Below are 24,117 nucleotides of genomic sequence, written 5' to 3'. Positions count from 1 at the left end.
TATACTCGCCGCTCTGTTCTGGAGCCACCATGATTTCTTTGCCGATTGATGAAGTTTTACCTGCGCTGCGTCTGGCTTTGGCCGAACGCCACGAAGCCGTCCTGGAAGCACCGCCCGGCGCCGGTAAAACCACCCGTGTGCCGCTGGCCCTGCTCAATGAGCCGTGGCTCGCCGGTCAGAAGATCCTCATGCTCGAACCCCGGCGCCTCGCTGCCCGTGCGGCGGCAGAGCGTTTGGCCAGTGAACTGGGTGAAAAAGTCGGCGAAACCGTAGGCTATCGGATTCGGCTGGACAGCAAAGTGGGCCCCGATACCCGCATTGAAGTGGTGACCGAAGGCATCCTTACCCGTCGCTTGCAGCACGACCCGGCGCTGGAAGGGGTGGGCCTGCTGATTTTTGACGAGTTCCATGAGCGTAGTCTGGATGCCGATCTGGCGTTGGCCTTGAGCCTCAATGGCCGCGAGCTGTTTCGTGACGAGCAGCCGCTGAAAATCCTGCTGATGTCCGCGACCCTTGAAGGCGAGCGGCTGTCCGGCGTGCTCGATGATGCGCCGATCCTGCGCAGCGAAGGCCGCATGTACCCGGTGGCCATGCGCTGGGGGCGGCCGTTCGTGCCCGGTGAATTTATCGAACCGCGGGTCGTGCAGACCGTCCTTGATGCCATCAGCGATGAAAGTGGCAGCCTGCTGGTGTTCTTGCCCGGGCAGGCTGAGATTCGCCGGGTCAATCAGCAACTGGCTGACGCCCTGGGCTCGCGCAGCGATATTTTGCTGTGCCCGTTGCATGGTGAACTGGACCTGGCGGCCCAGCGTGCGGCTATCGAGCCTGCGCCTGCCGGCCTGCGCAAAGTGGTGCTGGCGACCAATATTGCCGAGACCAGCCTGACCATCGACGGCGTGCGTGTGGTGATTGACGCCGGGCTGGCGCGGGTGCCGCGTTTTGACCCGGGTAGTGGCATGACCCGTCTCGATACCCAGCGCATTTCCCGTGCCAGTGCCACCCAGCGCGCCGGTCGGGCCGGGCGGCTGGAGCCCGGAGTCTGTTACCGGTTGTGGTCCGAAGACCAGCACGCGCAACTGGCCGCCTATGGCAGCGCGGAAATTCTCCAGGCCGATCTGGCCGGGGTGGCGCTGCAACTGGCCCGCTGGGGCGTAACGCCGGAGCAACTGATCTGGCTCGATGCTCCGCCCAGCGCAAGTTATGCACAGGCCCGGCAATTGCTGGAGCGCCTGGGTGCCTTGCGCGGGCAAACACTCACCCCTCACGGTGAAGCCATGGCCGAATTGCCGGCGCATCCGCGTATCGCCCACCTGCTGATCCGCGGGCACGACCTGGGCCTGGCCGACATGGCTTGCAACGTGGCGGCGCTCTTGGGTGAACGTGACATCCTGCGCGGCGCCGGGGCGGATGTGCACAGCCGTTTGGCCCTGCTCTCGGGCGAAAGCCGCGCAGCCCGGGGCGGGCAGGGCGGTGTGCAGCGTGCCAGACAACTGGCCCGGCAATACCGGGGCTACTTGCGCGGCAAGGCCACGCAACCGGTCCCCGACCCCGATCACCCGCGTTGGCTGGGCGCCTTGCTGGCCCTGGCCTACCCCGACCGCATCGCCCAGCAACGCAAGCCCGGCGGTGCGGAGTATCGGCTGGCCAATGGCCGGGCCGCGCTCTTTAACGAGGTAGATGGCCTGATGAAACAGCCCTGGCTGGTCATTGCGGACCTGGGCAGCCGTCAGGGGCAGCGTGAAGAGCGGATCTACCTGGCTGCCGAATTCGATCCCGCGTTGCTGGACGGTGTGTTGAGTGAGCAGGTCAGCGTTGTGGATCAACTGGATTGGGATGAACGCGAGGGCGTATTGCGTGCCGAGCGCCAGCGCAAGGTGGGCGAACTGGTGCTCAGCCGTGAGCCATTGACCGGGCTGGACGAAGCGGCGCGCACGCAGGCGCTGATCAATCTGGTGCGGCGCAAGGGGCTGGAGCTGCTGCCGTGGACACCCGAACTGCGTCAATGGCAGGCGCGGGTGGCGTTGTTGCGTCAGCTTGATTTGCAGGCCCAGGGCCAGAGCGAATGGCCTGACGTCAGCGATGCTGCGTTGCTGGCCGGGCTTGAGGAATGGCTGGCGCCGTACCTGGGGCGCGTCTCGCGGCTGAGCCATTTTGCCAGCCTCGACTTGTCGAGCATTGTGCATAACTTGTTGAAATGGCCGCTGCCCCAGCGCCTCGACGAACTTGCCCCGCACCACATCAAGGTGCCGTCGGGTTCCTCGGTACGGCTGGACTACAGCGAGCACCCGCCGATCCTGGCGGTGCGCCTGCAAGAACTGTTTGGCCTGGCGGATACCCCGCGCATCGCGGACGGGCGGCAAGTGGTCAAGCTGCACCTGTTGTCGCCAGCAAGGCGACCGGTGCAAGTGACACAAGACCTGGCCAACTTCTGGCGCAGCACCTATGCCGAAGTGAAAAAAGACCTCAAGGGGCGCTACCCCAAGCATTACTGGCCCGATGACCCATTGGTGGCCGAAGCAACAGCCCGGATCAAACCGCGCAAGGTGTAGCGCAAACACTCGGTGTGCGCACTCAAGTCAATCAGGTGTGAATAAGATCACCGCGCAGAAGTGCTGGGCCTCGATACGGGTGTGCAGTTGGTAGCCGAGCCGTTCACATAATTGTTGAACCAGCTCCAGGCCCAGGCCATAGCCGTAATCTGCCGATTCCGCCCTGGATTCAATACTGCCGATGCGGTTGATCATGCTCAGTTGTTGGGGGGTGCAGGTGATCTCGATATCGCCTTCATCGGCGTACTGCAGTGCATTGCGTAACAGGTTACCGAAGATAATCCGGCAGGCTTGGGCCGGCAGGAAATACGTCCCGTCCTGCACGTTAACCACCAACGTACGGTGACGCGCGTCGATGAGGTAGCGATGCTCTTCAACCAGATCATTCAGGGCCTGGCGTATATCGACGGTTACCCGAGCCGGGGTAGAGCTGTGTTCGGTGCTCATCCACAGCAGGGTCTCGGTGATGTTTTGCATGTTTTGTACGGATCGCTGGATACGTTGCAACGGCGGTGATAGCTCTCCACTAAGGGCCAATAATTGCAGGTTCGCCTTGGCAATTGCCAAGGGTGTACGCAGTTCATGGCTGGTATACCTGAGTAAGCGTTCTTCCCGAAGGCTGGCGGCTTTGACGCGCTGCACACAGTGTGCGAGTGAAGTGGCCAGGATGTTGAACTCTTTGTAACTGAAGTCGGGGCGTCCGCTGACGTTCACGCGCGGGTTAGTGAGGGTGGCAGACCATCGCGTCAGGTGGTGCAGCCGTTTGAGGATAAGCCACACCATGACAATGGCCATCAGCAACCCGGTGAGGGGTATCGAAAGGCCGATGATGATCAGCATCAGCCTTTCTTCTTTCAAATACTCTTCCGCCAGGATGAGAGGCTCGGCCTGGTTCTCGTTGCCTGGGGTTTCAAACAAGTACAGGGCTTTGCCGTCAGCCAGAGGGTGCACTAGCAAATAAAGAGGGGGGGGCAATGTGGCCGAGTTCTCAAAGATCTGTATCGTGCCGACGCTTCGAGTGGGCGGTGATTGCAGTAGCAGACGAATGCTTTCAGGTAACGCATTTTTGTCGAGGACGCTGGTGTAAAAATCTACTTTGGGTAGCGGCGTCAGCGGGTCTTTTGCGTAATTCGCAGAAAACTGCAATGCCTTTTCTTCCCACAGGAAACTGTCGGTGTAGTCCTGCCCGTACATCGTGAATGTCGTCACTAACTTCAGGTAAACAATCAGCGCGGCCACTATCAGAAGAGAGACGCCGCCACCGATCACGTACTTCAGGCTCAGCCCTTGTCGCATAGATCCGCCAACTTGAAGCCCACGCCAGCGAGGGTATGGATCAGGGGGCGCTCGAAGCCTTTATCGACACTATGGCGCAGGCGAAACATGTGAACCTTCAAGCTATTGCTGTCGGGCGGCTGATCGCCCCAAATCGCCATCTCCAGGCGTACACGGCTGACAGGGTTGGGGCTTGCGCGCATCAGGCATTCGAGCAACTGCCAGCCGATCGGTGACAGATGCAGTGCCTGGTTGTTGCGTGAAACCTCGTGGCTTGCCACGTCCATGCACAGGTCGGCCACCTGCAAAACACTGGTCTGGCCGCTGCGTCGATGGCTCAAGGCGCGAATTCGGGCCACCAGTTCTCGCATATCGCAGGTTTTGAGCAAGTAGTCGTCGGTACCCGCGGCGAAACCGTCGAGTTTGTCCTGCAAGGCATCCAGCGAGGTCAGCATGAGTATCGGGGTTTGCATCCCGTCTTCGCGCAGGGCGCGGCAGACTTTTTGCCCATTGAGCCTGGGCATCATGACATCCAGCAAGATGACGTCGTAGTGCTGGGCACGCGCCATTTGCAGCCCCATGTGCCCGTCCCGGGCGTGGTCGCAGATGATCTCGCTGACACCCAAGTACTCGATAAGTGTAATCGCCAGTTCAAGGTTGTCTTCAACCAGCAATACGTTGATGTGCATGTGTTTTTCATCACCTGTCCGAAGCGTTTCCGATGCCAGCATAAGCGTCTTGGGGCGCCCTTGTGCCTGCGTTAACCGGGCAGTAACCGCCGATGCTCTACCGTCGCGTCTATCAGATGTGAGCCCCGCCATGAGCGCTCAAGCAACTGTTAGAGGGAAGAGCCAATTTTGAATTTTCAACGGCTGATGATCGGTCCTTTCCTACGTATTGACGAGCCGCAGTTGTGTGCAGATGTTTGCGCAGCTGAGCCGTCCGGGGGCGTTGAACCTGTGTCGAGGGTGAAGCCTTGCCGGGCCTGCGCTCGCGACTGTATTTCTGGTTAAAGGATGTCGTATGCAGAGTCTGTCTTCAGCCGATCGCCCCCGCTGTGCCAAGAGTTCAATCGTCTTTTTACTCGGCCTGTGCTCGCTACCGGCAGTCGCTGACGATGGGCTGCAGGCCGGCCAGCAAGCCTTGCACTTGCAACAACAGCAGCAGCGCGATCTGCAACAGTTGCAATTGGAACAGCGCCAGCGGCAGCTGCGGCGCGGTAGCTCAGATACCCCGCCGCCGTCGGCGGCTGTTCTGCCTGGCGACACCGTGAAAGATGGGCATTGCTGGCCCCTGCGCGGTACCCGCGTGGGCGGGGTCACGCTGTTCAGCAAAACCGAGCTCGATAAACGAATCGAGCCCTACGTGGCGCCGTGCATGGGCGCCACCCAGATCAACCGGCTGCTGGCCGAGATCACGAGCGTGTACGTCGAAGCCGGCTACATCGCCAGCCGTCCCTACCTGATCAGCGCCCCGGCCGCCGGGCAGCCTCTGGATATTGGCATCGACGAAGGCTACATCGAAGCCATCGAACTGGCCGACCAGAGCCTGCCGGTATCATTGCGCGGGGCGTTCCCCGGCATGCTCGGCGAACCCCTGGCCCTGCGAGACCTCGAACAAGGCCTGGACCAGCTCAATCGCTTGCGCTCCCTGGACCTCACCGCAGACATCGAGCCTGGCAGCGAGCCCGGCGCCTCGCGGATCATCTTGCGCTCGCGCAGCACCGCCTCGCCCTGGAGCCTTGGCCTGGGGCTGGATAACCTGGGCAGCGCCGGCACCGGACGCGAGCGCAACTTTTTCAGCCTGAGCCTGGACAGCCCGTTGCAGCTCAACGACTCGCTCACCCTGAGCATGAGCGACACCCTCAACCACGGCCCGCGCTACAGTCGCAGCAATAGCCTGTTTTATTCCATTCCCTACGGTTACTGGACTTACAGCCTGTTCGCCAGCCATACCGAATACCGTTCGCCGTTCAAGCTGCGCAACACCACCCTCTATAACAGTGGCCGCACCGATCAGGTCAGCGTGCGCACCGACCGCGTGTTGTGGCGCAATCAGGGCCATCAACTGAGCGCCAACCTGCAACTGTCCTACAAGGATGTCGACAGCTATCTGCAAAAGGCCCGCCTGGGCGTCCAGAGCCCGACCCTGACCGTGGCAGAAGCCGGCCTGAATCTGTTTTGGCTCAACAGCGCGGTGTGGAACCTGGATGTCAATTACGCCCAGGGCCTGACCTGGTTCGGCGCCGATCGCGACGCCGATCAAGTGCAAAAAAACCGGCCCCAGGCGCAGTTCCGCAGGTACCGCGCCAACCTCACCCAATGGCGCAATGGTCAGCTCAACGGCCAGCCGTGGCAGTGGCAAAGCCAGCTGTCGACGCAGTACAGCCCCGACTCATTGCCTGCCCTCGAACAACTGCTGGCCACCGACGATTCAGCGGTGCGCGGCTATCGCGAAAACAGCGCCAGCGGTGCTATCGGCGCGATCTGGCGCAACACCCTGCGCTTGCCGCTCAACAGCGACCTGGCGGTCAAGATCACGCCGCGCCTGGGCCTGGACAACGGCTGGGTCAAACGTGAACACGGCGCCCAGGGCCAACGCCTGAGCAGTGCCATCGCGGGGCTCAACCTGAGCTGGCAGAACCTGCAACTGGACTTCGATTACCAACACAACCTGAACACCCCCAAGGGGTTTGGTCAGGAGCCGGTGGTCTGGCTGACGCGCCTGAACTTGCAGATATGAACCGGTCCCGACTTTCCTGAAATAAATGATGTACCTGACCACAACCATCGTGTTGCACCGCCCCATGTACTTCGCGGATCTGCCAACACAAAGAGAGGTTTTTATGCCTTACAACACGTCCCATTTTCACCTTTCCCCACGCGGCAGGCTGCGCTGGACCATCGCCAGCCTCCTTCTGGTGCCTCAACTGGTATTGGCCGGCCGCTTGACGGCCGTCGAAGGGCCTGGCGGTACCCCGCAATTACTGAACCAGGGCGGCGTGCCCATCGTTAATATCGTCGCGCCCAATGCCGGCGGCCTGTCCCATAACCAGTTCCTCGACTACAACGTCGACCGCCAGGGCGTTGTCCTGAACAACGGCTTGCAGGCCGGGCAATCCCAGCTCGCCGGGCATCTGGCGGCCAACCCGCAGTTTCAGGGCCAGGCGGCGAGCGTGATCCTCAACGAAGTGATCAGCCGCAACGCCTCGGCCCTCAACGGCGCCCAGGAAATATTCGGCCGGGCGGCGGATTACGTGCTGGCCAACCCGAACGGGATTTCGGTCAACGGCGCCAGCTTTATCAACACCCCCAACGCCAACCTGGTGGTGGGCCGCCCCGAGCTCAGTGACGGCAAGCTGCAGGCCCTGAACACCCGCGATGCCCGGGGGCAACTGACGGTACAAGGCACGGGCCTGAAAAACAGCGGCGGCTCGATCAACTTGATCGCCCCGCGCATCGACAGCCAGGGCCGCCTCGACGCCCGAGATCAACTGAACCTTACCGTCGGCCGCAATCAGGTCGACTTCGCCAGTGGCAAAGTGCGCAAGGTCTACTCCGCCAGCAAGACCCAGAGAATCGACGCCAACCTGTTCGGCGCGATGCAGGCCGGTCGCATCAACATCATCAGCACCGCCGAAGGCGCCGGTGTGCGGGTAGGTGCGGTGCAGGTGTCAGGCCGCGACGGGGTAAAAATCAGCTCCGCCGGTGACCTCGAAATCAGCGGCAAGGCGCACGCCAACAGCCTTGAAGCCACTCGTGCGCAGGTGACGAGTAAGCAGGGCGATGTCGACCTGCGCAGCAGCCAAAACCTGACCCTGACCGCCACAGACGTCAACGGGCGCAACGTCAAACTCGACGCCAGCCGCAGCCTGACCTTGAGCAGCCTGCAAAGCCGCGAGCTCCAGGAAAAACGTGAAAAGTGGAAGAACAAAAACTTTCTGTTCACCTATGAAACCTATGACCGCACCACCACCGACAATGACACCCGCCAGCACGGCACCAAGGTCGAGGCCCAGCGCACTGCCACGCTGACTTCCGGTGCCAAGACCCAAATCACGGGCAGCAGCGTCGCAGCCGGCGACACGCTGAGTATCAAGAGCGGCGGCGACCTGAACCTGAGCGCGGCTACTGAAGTCGATGAAACTCGCGACCGGGGCAACCACCGCAAGCATCTGTGGAAAGCCAACTGGGACACCTCCAGCATTGAGCAACGCAGTATCCCTGGCAGCCTCAAGGCCGGCAAAAATATGGAGCTGACCAGCGGACAAAAGCTGGTACTGCAGGGCGCCGAGCTGCACTCCCGGGGCGACATGCTACTGGCGGCCCGGGAAGTGGAAATCACCAGCGCCAGCCGTACCCAGAGCAACAACGGCGGCTCCTATTCCGGCGACCTGACAGGTGGCAGCTTCTTCGGCAAGAGCGCCGAAGGCGACAAGAGCAAGACCTTGAACACCGCCAGCAAGGTCAACGCCGACGGCAACCTGATCGTCAAGGCTGACGAAGTGCACATCAGTGGCAGCCAGGTTCGTGGCGGCAAGCAGGCCAGCGTGGTCAGTGACAAAGGCTCACTGGTGATCGACGGCGTGCGTGATCTCACACGCGACAACAGCCACAGCAAAAACAGCAAGTTCTTCGGCATCTCCAAGGATGAAAATCGCAAGAATCTCAAAGGCAGCACCGTCGTTGCCAGCGACCTGAGCTCGGACAGCAACCTCAAGCTGCAAAGCGCCAAGGACATCAACGTCAGCGGCTCCCGCGTGTCTGGCGCAGGTGAGCTCAAGGTCGACGCCAAGGGCGATATCAAGGTCGTTTCAGCACAAAACACCGCCCACGACTCCACGCTCAGCCACACCCGTGGTGTTGACGGCTACACCAAGGAAACCGCCGCCGGCAGCCGTCAGTACCGTGCCGGTGTGCGTTATGAAGACCAGAAGCAAACCAGCAAGACCGATACCACCCGTCAACAGGCCTCCAGCCTCAGCGGTGGCACCCTGGCCGTCACGGCGGGCGGCGATTTGAGCGTCAAGGGTTCCGATATCAAGGCCACCCGGGGCGATGCGACCTTGAGCGGTAAAAACGTTGAACTGTTGGCCGCCCACGACAGCACCCTCAAGGCCACCGACAAGACCGCCAGCGGTATCGGCGTCTTCTATACCGGCGGTTTGGATAATGCCGGCAGCGGCACCGAATTCAGCTACCAGAGCAGCCAGGACACCAGCAACAACACCGTTGCCAAAACCAGCAACGTGTCAGCGGCAGGCAAGCTGACTCTCAACGCCGGCAACACCCTGACCACCCAGGGCGCACAGGTCACGGCCGGTTCCGTGCTCCAGGTGAACGCGTCCCAGGTCGACAACCAGGCGGCCCATAACAGCGACATCAGTACCCACAAAGAGAACGGCTGGACCGCCAACGCCGGGGTCAATATCGAGTACAAAGGCATCACCCGGCCAGCCGAAAAGGCCGTCGAGGGGGTGGCCCAGACCAAGTTTCATCAGCCTGGGGTACTGGACGCGTTGGAACTGCCCAATCTCGGGCTCGACGTGGAAGTGGGTCACACCAACATGACCCGGACACAGCAGGACAGCACAGCGGTGGTCAGCCAGTTCAGTGGCGGTTCGGTGCAGGCCAATGTGGTCGGTAATCTGAAGGATGAGGGCAGCCAATACCAGGCCACTGATGGCGCACTGAAAATCACCGCCGGCAGTCACGTTGCCACGGCGGCGGCCAATACCCGCAGCAGTAGCGAGCAAGGTCTGGACGCCAAGGTGGGCGGGCGGGTCTACACCACCACTGGCGCAGACGTGAACGCGCGGGGCAGCGGCACAGGCGGCAGTCGCGATGTGCAGGAAGCCTCCAGCACGGCGGTGGTTGGCAGCTACGCCGGGACTCAGGGGCTCAGCCTCGACGCCAAGGGCGATGCCCGCTATGAAGGCAGCCACTTCAATGGCGCCGAGGCCGGGGTCAACCTCAAGGCTGGCGGCGAGCTGGCGTTGAACCAGGCCAACGACACCAAGAGCCAAACCAGCAACACCCTGCGCGGCACCGGCTTGCTGACCGTTGGCACCCTCCCGGGCGCTAGCGGCACTAATGGCAACCTCGCGACCCGCCTGCAACTGGACCACAAGCGCCTGGCCACCCAGGACAGTCAGGCCCATGTCGCGAGCATCGAGAGTGACGGTCCGGTCCAGCTCACCAGCGGCGCCAACCTGATCTTGCAAGGCACCCAAATCGGCAGCAGTACCGCCCAAACCGGTGATATCAGCCTCAACGCCGGCGGCAAGCTGGACCTGCAAGCGGCGACCAACACCCACGCCAGCGACGGCAGCAACCTGGGCGGCGGCCTGAGCCTCGGTGGCACCAAGACCAGCACCGCTGAAAGCAGCGGCAGTACTGCCAGCCTGAGTGCCAACTTCAACATCGGCAAGGTTGTTGAAAAGGACCAGAGCGTGACCGTTGGCCAATTGCACAGCAACGGCAAGGTATCCCTCGCCAGTGGCGCCAAAGCGGCCGATGCCATCCACCTGCAAGGTACTCAGCTCAGGGCTGCCAGTGTCAGCCTCGATGCGCACAAAGGCGGCATCCTGCAAGAGTCCGCGCAATCGACCAAGGCCCATGACAGCTGGGGCGTAACCCTGGGCGCCGGCGGCACCGGCGGCAAAACTACCCTGGCCAACGGCGGTGAACCCGGCTCCCCCGAGACCCAGCGCGGCATCAATTTGCGGGCGAAAGTCGACGTCGATTACCAACAAGGCACCACCCAGCACGACAGCCTGATCAAGGCCGACAATCTGCTCATCAATAGTGCCGCCGGTACCCGTCTGGCTGGTGCCCGGATTGAAGCGGATCAGGTGAGCGGCAAAGTTGGCGGGGACCTGGTGGTCGAGAGCCGCAATGACCAGGTAAACAGTACCCAGGTCAACGTCGATGCCAGGCTGGATGTCGAAAAACGCCAGCCCGGCGTGGTCGATAAACTGGCCACCGCTGCGGGCCCGCTCAAAGGCGATGCACAAAACAAGGCCCATGGCGCATTCGACAAACACCGCGAAAAACTGGAGCGGGTGGTCGATAAGGGCATCGGGTCCCTGGCCTCATCCAAGGGCGGCACTGGCGACAGCGATAAAAACATCAGCGGCAAATCTGTGGCCAATTCCACGGAAAACGCGTTGTTCGGCGACAAGAGCGGCAAAACGTCCTATACCCCGACCGTGAAACTGGAGTTCAGCCATACCGTCAAGAACAGCGCCACCCAGGTGTCAGGCATCAGTGGCAGCCGCGGCGTCAATCTTCAGGTAGGTGGCGATACTCGCCTGGTCGGCGCGCGGATCAGCGCCAGCGACGGCAAGGTCGAGCTCGGCGGATCGACCGTTACGGCTACCACCCTGGCGGGCAGCGACTACCGTGCGAATGTCGGGCTGAACTTCACGACGTCGCCGGTTGAGACGGTTCTGGGCACCAAGGATGCGCTGACCAGGAAAAAGGACGAAACCAGCGGTGAGGATAAAACCATCAACCTGGGGCCGTTGCGGGTGTCCGGGCACAGCAGTAGTCAGGAGCTGCAGGCAGGGATTGATCAAAAAGTGAACTAGGCCTGTGCCTTTCGCACTGTGTAAGTTGAGCTTGCACAGTGCGAAAGTTTTCAATAATTACGGTTTAAAAGTTCCAGTAGCCGTATTTGAACGACTCCCGGCTCGCTGTAACAAATACCCCTGGCAGCTGCCGAGGAACGAGGGCTGCGTCCGGCGGCGAAACCGTCGTAAAACCAGGCGGCGCAGTGTTTCAGTGACATCGCGCATTCAGGTTTACGATCGCTTCACAATCGGCCGCAGCCCCAGCGGCTAAGAGGTCCGTGCATCAAGAACCGATATAGCTGGTTTTGACCACCGTGTAGAACTCCTGCGCGTAACGGCCCTGCTCGCGGGAGCCATAGGAGGAGCCTTTACGCCCGCCGAATGGCACGTGGTAGTCGACGCCTGCGGTAGGCAGGTTGACCATCACCATCCCGGCCTGGGAGTGGCGCTTGAAGTGATTGGCGTATTTGAGCGATGTGGTGGCGATACCGGCCGACAGCCCGAATTCGGTGTCATTGGCCATGGCCAGAGCCGCTTCGTAGTCTGCAACCTTGATGATATTGGCCACCGGGCCGAAGACTTCTTCGCGGCTGATGCGCATGTTGGCGGTGCTGTCGGCAAACAGTGCGGGGGCGAGGAAATAACCCTCGGTATCGCACGTCACCAGGTTGCCGCCGGTTACCAGTCGTGCGCCTTCGTTGCGGGCAATGTCGATGTAGCCCAGGTCCTGGTCGAGTTGCGCGCGGGACACGACCGGGCCGATGTCGATCCCCGCCTGCAAGGCATGGCCCACCTTGATCGAACGCATGCGCTCGGCCATGGCTTCGACGAACTTGTCGTGGATCCCCGCCGTGACAATCAGGCGGCTTGAAGCCGTGCAACGCTGGCCTGTGGAGTAGAACGCGCTCTGTACTGCCAGCTCGACCGCTTGCTTGAGGTCGGCGTCGTCGAGAATCACCTGCGGGTTTTTGCCGCCCATTTCCAGTTGGACCTTGGCCTGGCGTGACACGCAGTTGATCGCGATCTGGCGTCCAACACCTACCGAACCGGTAAAGCTGACCCCGTCCACTTTCGGGCTATTGACGATGGCTTCACCGACCACACGGCCACTGCCCATCACCAGGTTGAACACGCCCGCGGGGAAACCGGCGCGGGAGATGATTTCGGCCAGAGCCCAGGCGCAGCCCGGTACCAGATCGGCAGGCTTGAAGACCACGCAGTTGCCATAGGCCAGGGCCGGGGCAATCTTCCAGGCCGGGATGGCAATGGGGAAGTTCCAGGGGGTGATCAGGCCCACCACACCCAGGGCTTCACGGGTGACTTCTACGTGTACGCCCGGGCGCACCGAGGGCAGGTAATCACCCGACAGGCGCAGGCATTCACCGGCGAAAAACTTGAAGATATTACCGGCACGGCTCACTTCACCGATCGCTTCAGGCAGGGTCTTGCCTTCTTCGCGTGCCAGCAGGGTGCCCAGTTCTTCCTTGCGGGCGAGGATTTCGCTGCCGACCTTGTCCAGCGCGTCGCAACGGGCCTGAATGCCAGAAGTCGACCAGGCCGGGAACGCTGCCCGGGCCGCATTAATCGCAGCCTGGACCTGAGCGACATCCGCCTGGGCATATTCACCGATCACATCGGACAGGTCAGAGGGGTTGATGTTGGCGCTGTAACCTGTGGCTGCGACCCACTCGCCACCAATGAAATTGTTGTAGCGCTTTGAATCAGTCATGAGAGTGCTCCACATACGGGTTCGCCAAGGCTCGTGTCGACAATGTCGAGTTCCTTGGCACGCATGGAAATCGCCATGCTGGGGGAGTAGGAGATCTGTTTGACGCGTTGACTTTCGAAACCCATGGAAATACCCGCCTTCTGTGGAGGTTCGTAGAGAATCACTAAGCGTTTTATCGTAGTTGTACGACGTAGTATGACTTAAATAAAAAGCGTGTGCAATTGAGCGGACCTGCCGAAACCGACGCGATTTTCCAGTCAGCGCGCCCTGTCGGTAACGATCTTCGCGAGCAGGTCCGCCCCCCACAATTGAGGTTATTCAGGGGCGTTTTTCGGTGTGGTCCTGGTCCGGGCAAGAGCCTGCACGGTCTGGTTCAAGGACATCAACATCGGTTGAACACACGCCAGCAACACCGTACCGGCTTCAGTGAGCGTTACTTGCGTGCCGCGTCGCTCAAAGAGTTCAAGGCCCAGGCTGTTCTCCAGGTTGCGCACTTGTTTGCTGACGGCACTTTGCGTGACCGCCAGCACGTGGCTCGCCTTGGTAAAGCTTTTTTGGCGAGCCACGGCTTCAAAAAACCAGAGCGTATGCAGTGGCACCAGCGATGGGTTTGGCAATGCAGTGCCTTTATTCAGTCCATTCATAGCCGTTACTTGCTGACCTTGATCCCTTTGAAGCACAACAGCAGCAACAGGCCTGCGAGCAATTCAAAGGCGGCGACCAGATACAGGCCTGCGGCCAGGCTGCCAGTCAGGGTTTTCAGCCAGCCGATCATGTACGGAGCCACAAATCCGGCGAGGTTGCCGATGCAGTTGATCAGGGCAATACCGCCCGCTGCGGCGGTGCCCGCCAGAAATGCGCCGGGGATCGACCAGAACACGGGGAAGGCGGCGAGGATGCCCATGGCCGCAACCGTCAGGGCGATCAGTGCCATCACGGCGTTGCCGATGAACAGACCGGTGCAGATCAGCCCCAGGCCGGCGATCAGGGCCGCCATCGCGCAGTGAAGTCGGCGCTCGGCCGTCTTGTCAGAATGAAAGCCGTTCCACAGCATGGCCGCAGTGCCCAGGATGAAAGGGATTGAGGCGAGCAGGCCGATGTTCATGGTGTCCGTGACGCCCAGCGACTGGATGACGGACGGGGTCCAGAACGCAATGGTCGCGTTGCCACTGACCAGGCAAAAGTACACCAGCGCGCATAGCCACAGCTTGGGGTAACGAATCAGCGAGCGCAGGTCGCTGTGTTTGCCCGGCAACTTGTCCTCGCGGGCAATCGTGTCGCTGACCATCTTGCGCTGCTCGGGGCTCAGCCACTTGGCATTGACCGGTTTTTCCGGGAGGTAACGCAACACCAGGAAGCCAGCGATCACGGAGGGGATGCCTTCAAGGATAAACAGCCATTGCCAGTTGGCCAGGCTGCCGACCCCCACCATGCGGCTCATGATGAACCCGGCCAGAGGGCCGCCGACCACGCCGGCAATGGCGAAGGACGTCATGAACATGCCGTTGATCTTTGCCCGCTGCGCTGCCGGGAACCAATAGGTGAGATACAGCACCACGCCCGGGAAGAATCCTGCTTCAAAGGCCCCCAGTAAAAACCGCAGCACGTAGAACGACCAGGCGCTTTCGACGTAAGCCATGGCGATGGACGTCAGGCCCCACATGATAGTGATGCGCGCCAGGGTGCGGCGGGCGCCGATTTTCTCCAGGAGCAAATTGCTGGGCACTTCGAAGAAGAAGTAACCGATAAAGAATATGCCGGCCCCCAGACCGTAAACGGCTTCGCTGAAGCCCAGGTCCTGGAGCATCGACAGTTTGGCGAAGCCCACGTTGACCCGGTCGATCCAGGCCAGAACGAAGAGAAACACCAGAAACGGCAGCAGCCGCCACGCGATCTTGCGATAGACCATAGCTACTTCGTCTGCTGCCGGTGCGTGGTCCAGCGCAATGGTTGAACTTGGGTTACTCGGGTTCATAAGTTTTCTCGTCAATTCGTTGCGCAACAGGGCGCGCAAGCCGATTGGCAGGCGAGTGGGGGCGCACGATGGGCCGCCGTGTCATTTTTTTGCGGGTTCAGTCAGGTCAAACAGGGCAGGTCAGACCTGCCCTCAGGTCAGCGGCAGAGCATCACGTGTGTTCTCGCAGCAGAGCCTCGATAGCCCGGGACACTTGCAGCACGCGGGCGTCCTGCCCATGCAGGCCTGCAATCGACAGCCCGACCGGCAACTCGTCGCCGCGCTGGCAAGGCAGGCTCAGGGCGCAGCCGTCGAGAAAGTTGATGACGCTGGTATTGCGCAACACCAGGCCATTGGTGGCGAAGAACGCCGCGTCCTCCGCGAGGTCTGCCAGCTTGGGCGCAACCACCGCAACACTGGGCAGCAGCCAGGCATCTGCGTCACCCAGACGCTCACGCGCCACGCTGATCAGGCGTTGGCGTTCGTATTTCACGTCCAGATAGTCGGCTGCACTGATGGCCGCGCCGCGCCGAATGCGTTGGGCTACGCGCACGTCATAGCGGTGGCTGTCATCCCCCTCAAGCCACTGCCGATGGCCATGCCAGGCTTCTGCAGCCGTCAGCCCGCCTGCCGCGTTGATACGCGACAGCTCGTGCAGTTCCGGGAAATCGAACCAGCGTATGCAGGCACCGGCCTTGGCGAGCAGGTCCAGAGAGCGTTCGAAGGCCGCTGTCACATCGGCATCGAGCTGTTCGAGGACCAGGTCCCGGGTGACGGCCAGGCGCAGCCCGGCCAGTGGTGCCGCACGGGTGTCGAGATACTCGGCGCTGAGTATCTGGTCGAGCAGGATGCAGTCGGCGACGCTGCGTGTCAGTGCGCCGACCGAATCCAGGCTGGCGGCCAGCGGGAAGGAGCCAGCCATGGGGACGCGGCTGGCGCTGGGCTTGAAACCGGTCAGGTTGCAAAATGCGGCAGGGATGCGGATCGAGCCGCCGGTGTCGGTACCCAGCCCGGCAACGGCCATGCCCAGGGCCACGCTCACGGCCGCGCCGGAACTGGAGCCGCCCGCGATACGGTCAGGTGCACAGGGCGTCAGAGGCGTGCCGAAGTGAGGGTTCAGGCCCAGCCCGGAAAAGGCAAACTCGCTCATGTTGGTTCGGCCCAGCAAGATCGCGCCGGCCGCCCTGAGGCGCTCCACCACCAGCGCATCGCGGCGGGCAGGCGGTGCATCGGCCAGTAACTGCGAGCCTGCTGCCGTCACCTGGCCGTTCACGTCGAACAAATCCTTGATGGACACTGGCAGCCCGGCCAGTGGCGACGGTACATAACCGCTGGCACGTGCCAGATCGCTGGCCCGCGCCGCTAGCCGGGCGCTGTCGGTATCAACGCTGATATAGGCAACCCCGCCCGCTGCGCGATGGGCTTCAATGCGGCTCAGCGCCTGGGTGACCAGCGCTTCACTGGTGGTACGGCCCTCAGCCAGTGCCTGGGCGAACTCGGCAATAGTGTTCATCGTGTGCTTACTCGGCGACAGGCAGTGGTTCGACACCGTACTGGTGACGCAGGCTGCGGTTGAGGACAGGGTCGAACAGCTCCATTTCAAAGGCTTCGCCATAACCCAGCTCGCCGATCACCGATTGCGTGCCGCAGAACATTGCAGTGTCCGCCGGTAGCGAGCCGTCGCTGTTGAGTTTTGCCAGCAGGGTGTCCGGCGCCAGCAGGTTAGTCACCGGGCCCTGCTGGTACAGCGCACGCACGCCGTCACGCACTCGCCAGGTGCGCATCACCAGTTCATCCCAATGCGCCTGGACCTCGGTGTAGCGCCAGACCTGCTGGGCGATGGGCTTGTCGCACATTTGCTTGGACACGGTGACGTCATAGCTTTCTACCTTGCGGTCGGTGTGATCCGAGCCCAGACCGATCAGCAGACCTTCTTCGCTGGGGATCAGCACGAACTCGGTCTCGCCGGATGAATCCTTGCCCGGCACCTGAATGCTTTCGGCGTTGTTCAACAGGCTGGCCGAGACCCGGTAGAAGCACGGGATCTGAGTCGGGCGGCGAACGCCCAGCGCTTCGAGCTCAGCAATATGGTGCTCCACTGCTTCGCTGTTGCGCCCCGCCCAGCCTGCGATGATCAGGTGCTTGATGCTGGCGTGGTGGTCGCCCTGGCCGACGACGTGGAAGGTCAATTGAGTCATGGGAAGCTCTCGTGGTGAGTGATTAAAGCGTGCGCATGATGGCGCGGCGGAAATCGTCGATGTGGTGATGGATGGCCGCGACGGCGGCGGCGCCATCACGCTGTTCCAGCGCCTCAAGGATTTGCAGGTGTTCGTGATAGATGCGTTCGCTGTGGTGGTTTTCCGACAGGGTCAGGTACCAGAAACGCGCCTGTTTTTCGTGAAGGTTTCGCAGCAACTCGGCCAGCACGCGGTTGTGTGCGGCGGCGGAAATCGACATGTGAAATTGCAGGTCCAGTGACATCAAGCCAGTCACATCGCGCTTGGCCAGCAAGGCGGGGGTCTGATCCAGAATGTCGCGCATGGCCTGAATGTCAGCGTCATGTGCCCGCTCGACGGCAAGCTTCACGCAGAGCTGTTCGTTGCTCACGCGGACTTCGATCATGTCGAGTACATCGTTGAGCGACAGGGCCGTCACCATCACGCCCTTGCGCGGCATGATCGTGACCATGCCTTCTACTTCCAGGCGGTGCAGCGCCTGATGGATCGGCGTTCGGCCAATGCCCAGAGCTGCAGTCAGTTGCGCCTCGTTGATCGCATCACCGGGGCGGTATTCACAACTGATGATGCGCTGCTTGATTTGCGCATAGGCCAGCTCGCGCAGCTGGGCTGCGCTTTTGGGGGCAGTCGCGGGCTGGCGGCTGCTGGAGAAATCGATGGGTTCGGACATGCTCACTCCTGAAAAGCGTCTGATATATCAGATGCTTTTCAGGCTAAAGCAAAGCCTGTGCCATTGTCTGGCGAGCGAGCGCTGAGCCTTGATTGGCAAGGGGTACAGATCATTGGCGCGATGCAGGGGGAGCTCTTGGCAGGGTGTTACTTGTTACCTTTGTGCCCGGTTTTGTACCCGCGTGCCCTATAGATGTGCGGGCGTGGTAGCAATGTCGGGCCAGTCAGGTCACTGCGGGGGACTCAGTCGGCGGGCAACAAATACCGCCCCAGCACCGGTAAGTGATCCGAGATGGTCAGGGTGTCTTCCTGGCGCACATAACCTTCAATGCGCTGCAGTTTCGGGCTGTAGAAGAGGTAGTCGAGGGTGCGGTCGGGTTCTTCGGCGCCGGGGGCGTTGGGGAAGTGGGTCAGCCACAGTTCGCGGTCGATGCCGGTGGCCTCCGGGTTGCTGGGGATCATCGGGTACTTTTCCCAGAGCAGGTGCAACTCGCTGTCCGGTGAATAGCCCAGTTGCAGGGGGGCGGGCAGGCGCAAGAACTGGCCAATGGGCAGTAAATTGAAATCACCGCCGATCAACCACGGCGTGCCCTGGCTTTCGAGCCTGTCGGCCAGGGCCGCCACGGCCTGCATTTGCTCGCGCAGGTTGCTGTTGTTCAGCGTGGGGGCGTCGAGTTGGGTATTGATCGCGGCCAGTTGCCCGCCGTCGTTGAGCGGCAGGTAGTTGACCAGCAGCGCAGGCTTGGGCTGGAACTGGCGGCTGATGAAGTTGGCCTCGGCCACGGGCAGTTGCAGGCGCTCGGCGTGTTCGATCTGGTAGCGGCTGAGGGTGACCAGCGTGCGCCCGACGCTGCCGAAAATATGCCAGTCAGGTACAAAGTCGGCCTTCCAGGTAAACGCTTGTGTATTGCACGGGTAAAGGTCGATCAGGCGCTCCAGCAATAACTTGAGCTGATCCTGGTAGGCGCTGGCCTTGGCGTTGTTGTCGACCTCTTGCAACAGCACCAAGTCAGGGCGCTCGTCACGAATGACCCGCGACACTTCGTCAAGGCTGAAGGCCATGTCATCTCGTGTGGGGCGGGTGTCGGGGCCGTTGCCGTCAGCCAGGTTGTACCAGAACACATAGCGTTTGCCTGCCAGGTACTGAATGTTCCACGTCATGACCTTGAGTGCCTGGCCGGGTACCAGTACGGGGGCCGTGATCGGGCAGGTGAGTGTCAGGACTTCTTTGGCATTGGGGCGCCACGTAACGCTGTAGATCAGGCATGCCAGCAGCGCTGAAATCAACAGCAAACCTGTGACGGTGCGGCGCAGGAAACGTGGCATGGGCTCGACTTATGACGTTACAAAGGGTGACCGAGCATACTCGACGGCAGCTCGGTACCCCAAGGTTCTGCGTTTAGGATTAGTTGTTTTTACTTGTCGGATTTTTCGCTAATCAACATAAATAAACGGAAAAGAACTACAGAGACAAACAACTGCAAAAAGCTGTTGGCACTGTCCAGTACCAGTGAGAACAGCATGTTGTCCTCTTTGACGAAAAGAGAGTAGCTGAACTCCTTGAGCAGCATCAGCGGCCCCAATACGGCCAGTATGCAAACGAAAATCCGCCAGAAATGACCCCGGCTCAAGGTGAAGCTCGACTTCATGGCCGCCAGGGGAGCATCGCCGCGCAATACCAAGCGGTACTCCGAAAAGGCCAGTACAACGGTCAGGAAAATACCCGGGATAAAAAACATCGAAAGCCCGAGCACGATCAGCAATGTACTGATTGCCGAGAGCAGGGCAAACCTGGGCCACAGGTTGAGGGCCGTCGCCAGCAAATCGCGGTTGCGCGGGCTTTCGCCCCGGCTGCGGGCATCGAGAAACAGGATCAGGGCCGCGGTGTACACCGGGTACAGCAGCAACCCGACGATCAAGCCATAACCTGGCGATGCATCGGGGCCCACGGCGTTATCAACGATGTGCTGCAACACCGCCTCAAGGATGACCAGCGGCAAGCACAGCATTACGATCTGGCTCAGGTTGCGCTGGAAGAAGTACAGGGAGTCACGAATAACAGTCAGCGGATTCATTGGCAGTTGTCGGCGTTAAAAGCGATGCGCCACTTTAACCGATGGGGCACGCTTATGAACAAATGTTAACGAAACATCCATCCCGAGCAGACTTTTCGTTACGGCCCCCTTTGTCGTACTGCGCCGTCCGGCGCCCCGTCGAGCAGTGGTTGTTGCACGCCGGGCGGTTTATCCGCGCAAACCCTCGACAGGCTGGCATACTGCGGCCTTGTTTTTCAGTCGCATGCCCGCTTGCCAGGGCATCATGAGGTTTGCCGGTGAAAAAAATTGCGGTCTTCGCGGATGTGCAGAACCTCTACTACACGGTTCGCCAGGCCTATGGCTGCCATTTCAATTACGCCGCCCTGTGGGCTGATATCACCAAGCGCGGTGAAATCGTCGAGGCCTACGCCTATGCAATCGACCGGGGCGACAGCAAACAGCAGCAGTTTCAGCAGATCCTGCGCAACCTCGGCTTCACGGTAAAACTCAAACCCTATATCCAGCGCAGCGATGGCTCGGCCAAGGGCGACTGGGACGTGGGCATCACCATCGACATCATGGACGTTGCTGCCAATGTAGACGAAGTGGTGCTGGCTTCGGGTGATGGCGATTTCGACCTGTTGCTCGAGCGCATTGCCAGCAAGCACGGGGTTGAAACCGTGGCCTATGGCGTGCCCGGCCTGACTGCCAACTCACTGATTCGCGCTGCCAGCCGTTACGTGCCGATTGAAGGCAATTTGCTGCTCAAGTAACCCCCACTTTTTACAGGATTGACCAGGTTTGGAACGCATTGCGGTTATTGACTTTGAAACCACCGGTATCTCCCCGAGCAGCAGTTGCCGGGCCACCGAAATTGCAGTGGTGATTCTTGAACGCGGGCATATTGTCGAGCGTTACCAAAGCCTGATGAACGCGGGCGTTCGCGTACCGGGGTTTATTGAGCAATTGACCGGCATCAGCAACGCCATGCTGCGCACCGCGCCTTCGGCCGAGCAAGTGATGAACGAGGTTAACGAGTTCGTTGGCATCACCCCGCTGCTGGCCCACAACGCGGCCTTCGACCAAAAATTCTGGGACTTCGAAATGGGCCGCATCAAGCGCACCCGTTTACAGAACTTCGCCTGTTCCTTGCTGCTGGCGAGACGCCTGATGCCGGCGGCGCCCAACCACAAGTTGGGCACCCTGACGACCTTTGCCGATTTGCCCCACACAGGCCAGGCTCACCGAGCCATGGCCGATGCGGAAATGGCCGCCAACCTGACGGCGTATCTGGCAGAGCAACTGCGACAAAAGCATGGATTGAAAGAGCTCAATCACGACCTGCTGTGTGGTTTGCAAAAAATCCCGGCGGCGAAGGTCAACGAACACCTGAAGCGGTATCGGGGGTTTTAAACGGTGGGAGCTGGCTTGCTCGCGATGGCATCGCCACGGGGTGTCAGTCAGACCGCGTTGCCAGCATCGCAGGCAAGCCAGCTCCCACGGGTTTTGTGTTGCTCCGCCAGGCAGGCATAAAAGTGTACGGCCACTTTCGGTGGGTTCTGTTACTTATTTTTTCGTCCCCCCTTGTCTAAACTCCCCAGTCCCCTGCCTCTGCCCTTGAGCTGCCTTCATGCCTGCCGCACGTCGTTTTCCGCTACAACTGATCGGTGCTTTTTTTGCCTTGTATGTGATTTGGGGCTCGACCTATCTGGCCATCCGCATTGGCATTGAGTCCTGGCCGCCGTTGATGATGGCCGGGGTGCGGTTTCTCATCGCGGGCAGTTTGATGTATGCCTTTATGCGCTGGCGGGGTGCCCCTGCACCCACTGCCGTGCAGTGGCGTTCGGCCGCCATGATCGGTTTTCTGTTGCTGGCCTGCGGCAATGGCGGCGTGACCCTGGCCGAGCACTCGGGTGTGGCCTCCGGTGTCGCCGCGCTGGCGGTGGCCACCGTGCCGTTGTTCACCTTGCTGTTCGGCTACTTCTGGGGCGCACGCAACACCCGCCTGGAATGGGCGGGCATCGCCCTGGGGCTGGTGGGCATCGGCATGCTCAACCTGGGCTCCAACCTGCAAGCCAGCCCAGTGGGTGCCGCGATGGTCATTTTTGCCGCCGCCGCCTGGGCGTTTGGATCGGTATGGAGCCGCCACCTGCCGCTTCCGGCCGGGCCAATGGCCAGTGCTGCCGAAATGCTCACCGCCGGTGCCATGCTGCTGGCGGGCAGCCTGCTCAGTGGCGAACGCATGACTCAAATGCCGACTGCCGCTGGCTGGGGCGCGTTGGTCTATCTGGTGTTCTTTGGCTCGATCATCGCCTTCAGCGCTTATATGTATCTGCTGAAAAACGTGCGCCCTGCCGCAGCCACCAGCTACGCCTACGTCAACCCCGCCGTTGCGGTGATGCTGGGCATTGCATTCGCAGGCGAGAGCATCGGTTTTGAAGAGTGCCTGGCGATGGCGGTCATCATCAGCGCCGTGGTGTTGATCGGTTTGCCGCAGTGGCGCAAGCAGAAACCCGTGTGAATTAGGGTAAACTGCGCGCCATTGCAACTTATGCACCCTTGCGCAGACCTTTTTCGACGGTATCCCCATGACATTCGCCACCCTTGGCCTGATCGAACCCTTGCTGCGCGCCCTTGAGACGCTCGGCTACAAGACCCCAACCCCGGTTCAGGCCCAAGCGATCCCCGCAGTACTGGCTGGCCGCGACCTGATGGCAGCAGCCCAGACCGGCACCGGCAAAACCGGCGGCTTCGCGCTGCCGTTGTTGCAATCGCTGACCATGGAAGGCCCGAAAGTCGCCAGCAACATGGTGCGTGCACTGGTACTGGTGCCGACCCGCGAACTGGCCGAACAGGTTCACGAGAGCATCCGCCAGTACGCCGAGCACCTGCCGTTGAGCACCTACGCGGTGTACGGCGGGGTCAGCATCAACCCGCAAATGATGAAAATGCGCAAAGGCGTTGATGTCCTGGTTGCCACGCCGGGTCGTTTGCTCGATTTGTACCGTCAGAAGGCGATCAAGTTCACACAATTGCAAACCCTGATTCTCGACGAAGCCGACCGCATGCTTGACCTCGGCTTCACCGAAGAGCTGCGTGATATCTATCGAGTCTTACCGAAAAAACGCCAAACCCTGCTGTTTTCGGCGACCTTTTCTGACGCGATTCGGTTGTTGGCCGAGCAGATGCTCGACAACCCGCTGAGCATCGAAGTCAGCCCGCGTAACGTGGCCGCCAGCAGCGTCAAACAATGGATCATCCCGGTCGATAAAAAGCGCAAGCCGGAGCTGTTCCTGCACTTGCTGCGCACCCAGCACTGGAAACAGGTGCTGGTATTCGCCAAGACCCGCAACGGTGTGGATGAGCTGGTGGGCAAGCTGCAAGGTCTGGGCATCAACGCGGACGGCATTCATGGCGACAAGCCCCAGGCCACGCGTCAACGTGCTCTGGATCGTTTCAAGGCCAGCGAAGTACAGATCCTGGTGGCGACCGATGTTGCCGCCCGTGGTCTGGATATCGAAGACCTGCCGCTGGTGATCAACTTCGACATGCCGATCGTGGCTGAAGACTACATTCACCGCATTGGTCGTACCGGCCGTGCCGGGCAGAAGGGCGAAGCGATTTCGTTTGTCTGTGCTGACGAAGTGAACATGTTGTCGGCGATCGAGATGCTGACCCGTCAAACCTTGCCGCGCCACGAAGAGCAAGACTTTGAGCCGGAGCACCGTGTGCCCGAGACAGATGCCTCGGGTCAGGTGATCAAAAAGCCGAAGAAACCGAAAAAGCCGAAGGCGGCGGGCGGTGGCGGCAAGCGCAACCTGGGCAAGTGGGTGGATAGCGGCGAAGCGGCTCCGGCAGAACCGTCGGTCAAGCCTGTGCGTAAAGTACCTGTGTTCAACACCGGCCCGCGCAAGCGCAAGCCGTAAGGTCGACGCCGACTCTGGGGAAACTTCAACTGTGGGAGCGGGCCTGCTCGCGAACAGCCTTCGCGAGCAGGCTGAACTGGTCCAGTAATTTCGGACATTCTTTTCGGTTCTCACGCCGCCATCTTTTCCGCTGCTACTGGAGAGTGGTATCCGTTGTAGCTGTGGCGCC

General features: G+C 60.9%; 18 protein-coding genes. 7 read left to right on the top strand and 11 right to left on the bottom strand.

Annotation, left to right across the window (positions count from 1 at the left end):
• Positions 1–29: 29 nt before the first annotated feature.
• Positions 30–2,549, top strand: a complete 2,520-nt coding sequence (gene hrpB / locus ACZRMS_RS13775) for an ATP-dependent helicase HrpB (RefSeq protein WP_463995707.1) — start codon at positions 30–32, stop codon at positions 2,547–2,549.
• A 27-nt stretch (positions 2,550–2,576) separates the two neighbouring features.
• Here hrpB and ACZRMS_RS13770 read toward each other — a convergent pair whose 3' ends face one another.
• A complete protein-coding gene (locus tag ACZRMS_RS13770; protein ID WP_463995706.1) occupies positions 2,577–3,845 on the bottom strand; it encodes a sensor histidine kinase in 1,269 nt (422 codons plus the stop codon).
• The gene (locus ACZRMS_RS13765) at positions 3,830–4,513 is read right to left on the bottom strand and encodes a response regulator transcription factor (RefSeq protein WP_463995705.1); all 684 of its coding nucleotides are present in this window, start codon (positions 4,511–4,513) and stop codon (positions 3,830–3,832) included. The genes ACZRMS_RS13770 and ACZRMS_RS13765 overlap by 16 nt, the downstream gene beginning before the upstream one ends.
• A gap of 334 nt (positions 4,514–4,847) precedes the next feature.
• On the opposite strand from ACZRMS_RS13765, the gene ACZRMS_RS13760 reads away from it, so the two are divergent.
• Complete coding sequence (locus ACZRMS_RS13760) at positions 4,848–6,566, top strand: ShlB/FhaC/HecB family hemolysin secretion/activation protein (RefSeq protein ID WP_463995704.1); 1,719 nt, start codon at positions 4,848–4,850, stop codon at positions 6,564–6,566.
• 103 nt (positions 6,567–6,669) lie between these two features.
• Positions 6,670–11,415: a hemagglutinin repeat-containing protein gene (locus ACZRMS_RS13755; RefSeq protein WP_463995703.1), complete on the top strand. Its 4,746-nt coding sequence runs from the start codon at positions 6,670–6,672 to the stop codon at positions 11,413–11,415.
• Positions 11,416–11,680: 265 nt separating this feature from the next.
• Here the strand turns inward: ACZRMS_RS13755 and ACZRMS_RS13750 are convergent, their stop codons facing one another.
• The 9 genes from ACZRMS_RS13750 to ACZRMS_RS13710 all read right to left on the bottom strand — a co-directional run bounded on the left by ACZRMS_RS13750 (position 11,681) and on the right by ACZRMS_RS13710 (position 20,061).
• Complete coding sequence (locus ACZRMS_RS13750; protein WP_463995702.1) at positions 11,681–13,126, bottom strand: aldehyde dehydrogenase family protein; 1,446 nt, start codon at positions 13,124–13,126, stop codon at positions 11,681–11,683.
• Entirely contained in the window at positions 13,123–13,251 is a 129-nt protein-coding gene (locus ACZRMS_RS13745; protein WP_463995701.1) for a hypothetical protein, read from the bottom strand. Before ACZRMS_RS13745 ends, ACZRMS_RS13750 begins: the two co-directional genes overlap by 4 nt.
• Before the next feature lie 189 nt (positions 13,252–13,440).
• Positions 13,441–13,770 (bottom strand): LysR family transcriptional regulator, encoded by a 330-nt coding sequence (locus ACZRMS_RS13740; protein WP_463995700.1) that lies wholly within the window; start codon positions 13,768–13,770, stop codon positions 13,441–13,443.
• A gap of 5 nt (positions 13,771–13,775) precedes the next feature.
• A complete protein-coding gene (locus ACZRMS_RS13735) occupies positions 13,776–15,101 on the bottom strand; it encodes an MFS transporter (RefSeq protein WP_463995699.1) in 1,326 nt (441 codons plus the stop codon).
• A gap of 151 nt (positions 15,102–15,252) precedes the next feature.
• A complete protein-coding gene (locus ACZRMS_RS13730) occupies positions 15,253–16,593 on the bottom strand; it encodes an amidase (protein WP_463995698.1) in 1,341 nt (446 codons plus the stop codon).
• A 7-nt stretch (positions 16,594–16,600) separates the two neighbouring features.
• Positions 16,601–17,278, bottom strand: coding sequence for a DUF2848 domain-containing protein (locus ACZRMS_RS13725; RefSeq protein WP_463995697.1), 678 nt, complete (start codon positions 17,276–17,278; stop codon positions 16,601–16,603).
• 22 nt (positions 17,279–17,300) lie between these two features.
• Complete coding sequence (locus ACZRMS_RS13720) at positions 17,301–17,987, bottom strand: GntR family transcriptional regulator (protein WP_463995696.1); 687 nt, start codon at positions 17,985–17,987, stop codon at positions 17,301–17,303.
• A gap of 242 nt (positions 17,988–18,229) precedes the next feature.
• Positions 18,230–19,312: an endonuclease/exonuclease/phosphatase family protein gene (locus tag ACZRMS_RS13715; RefSeq protein ID WP_463995695.1), complete on the bottom strand. Its 1,083-nt coding sequence runs from the start codon at positions 19,310–19,312 to the stop codon at positions 18,230–18,232.
• Between the two features lie 89 nt (positions 19,313–19,401).
• Positions 19,402–20,061 carry a YciC family protein gene (locus tag ACZRMS_RS13710; protein WP_463995694.1) on the bottom strand — a complete coding sequence of 220 codons (660 nt, stop codon included), beginning with the start codon at positions 20,059–20,061 and terminating at the stop codon, positions 19,402–19,404.
• Between the two features lie 257 nt (positions 20,062–20,318).
• Here ACZRMS_RS13710 and ACZRMS_RS13705 point away from each other — a divergent pair, with 257 nt between their 5' ends.
• From ACZRMS_RS13705 to ACZRMS_RS13690, 4 genes are all read left to right on the top strand, one after another.
• A complete protein-coding gene (locus tag ACZRMS_RS13705) occupies positions 20,319–20,795 on the top strand; it encodes an NYN domain-containing protein (protein WP_048359335.1) in 477 nt (158 codons plus the stop codon).
• Between the two features lie 28 nt (positions 20,796–20,823).
• Complete coding sequence (locus ACZRMS_RS13700) at positions 20,824–21,435, top strand: 3'-5' exonuclease (RefSeq protein ID WP_463995693.1); 612 nt, start codon at positions 20,824–20,826, stop codon at positions 21,433–21,435.
• 217 nt (positions 21,436–21,652) lie between these two features.
• A complete protein-coding gene (yedA, locus tag ACZRMS_RS13695; RefSeq protein ID WP_463995692.1) occupies positions 21,653–22,543 on the top strand; it encodes a drug/metabolite exporter YedA in 891 nt (296 codons plus the stop codon).
• 67 nt (positions 22,544–22,610) lie between these two features.
• The gene (locus ACZRMS_RS13690) at positions 22,611–23,948 is read left to right on the top strand and encodes a DEAD/DEAH box helicase (protein WP_463995691.1); all 1,338 of its coding nucleotides are present in this window, start codon (positions 22,611–22,613) and stop codon (positions 23,946–23,948) included.
• Positions 23,949–24,117: the final 169 nt, after the last annotated feature.

The sequence above is a fragment of the Pseudomonas sp. B424 genome (assembly GCF_055408345.1).
Note: the sequence above shows the minus strand (reverse complement) of the source record. Positions and strands in the feature narration are given on the sequence as shown.

Coding starts and splice junctions, on each gene's coding strand:
- hrpB (WP_463995707.1), top strand. CDS start 30: ATGATTTCTTTGCCGATTGATGAAGTTTTACCTGCGCTGCGTCTGGCT.
- ACZRMS_RS13770 (WP_463995706.1), bottom strand. CDS start 3,845: ATGCGACAAGGGCTGAGCCTGAAGTACGTGATCGGTGGCGGCGTCTCT.
- ACZRMS_RS13765 (WP_463995705.1), bottom strand. CDS start 4,513: ATGCACATCAACGTATTGCTGGTTGAAGACAACCTTGAACTGGCGATT.
- ACZRMS_RS13760 (WP_463995704.1), top strand. CDS start 4,848: ATGCAGAGTCTGTCTTCAGCCGATCGCCCCCGCTGTGCCAAGAGTTCA.
- ACZRMS_RS13755 (WP_463995703.1), top strand. CDS start 6,670: ATGCCTTACAACACGTCCCATTTTCACCTTTCCCCACGCGGCAGGCTG.
- ACZRMS_RS13750 (WP_463995702.1), bottom strand. CDS start 13,126: ATGACTGATTCAAAGCGCTACAACAATTTCATTGGTGGCGAGTGGGTC.
- ACZRMS_RS13745 (WP_463995701.1), bottom strand. CDS start 13,251: ATGGGTTTCGAAAGTCAACGCGTCAAACAGATCTCCTACTCCCCCAGC.
- ACZRMS_RS13740 (WP_463995700.1), bottom strand. CDS start 13,770: ATGAATGGACTGAATAAAGGCACTGCATTGCCAAACCCATCGCTGGTG.
- ACZRMS_RS13735 (WP_463995699.1), bottom strand. CDS start 15,101: ATGAACCCGAGTAACCCAAGTTCAACCATTGCGCTGGACCACGCACCG.
- ACZRMS_RS13730 (WP_463995698.1), bottom strand. CDS start 16,593: ATGAACACTATTGCCGAGTTCGCCCAGGCACTGGCTGAGGGCCGTACC.
- ACZRMS_RS13725 (WP_463995697.1), bottom strand. CDS start 17,278: ATGACTCAATTGACCTTCCACGTCGTCGGCCAGGGCGACCACCACGCC.
- ACZRMS_RS13720 (WP_463995696.1), bottom strand. CDS start 17,987: ATGTCCGAACCCATCGATTTCTCCAGCAGCCGCCAGCCCGCGACTGCC.
- ACZRMS_RS13715 (WP_463995695.1), bottom strand. CDS start 19,312: ATGCCACGTTTCCTGCGCCGCACCGTCACAGGTTTGCTGTTGATTTCA.
- ACZRMS_RS13710 (WP_463995694.1), bottom strand. CDS start 20,061: ATGAATCCGCTGACTGTTATTCGTGACTCCCTGTACTTCTTCCAGCGC.
- yedA (WP_463995692.1), top strand. CDS start 21,653: ATGCCTGCCGCACGTCGTTTTCCGCTACAACTGATCGGTGCTTTTTTT.
- ACZRMS_RS13690 (WP_463995691.1), top strand. CDS start 22,611: ATGACATTCGCCACCCTTGGCCTGATCGAACCCTTGCTGCGCGCCCTT.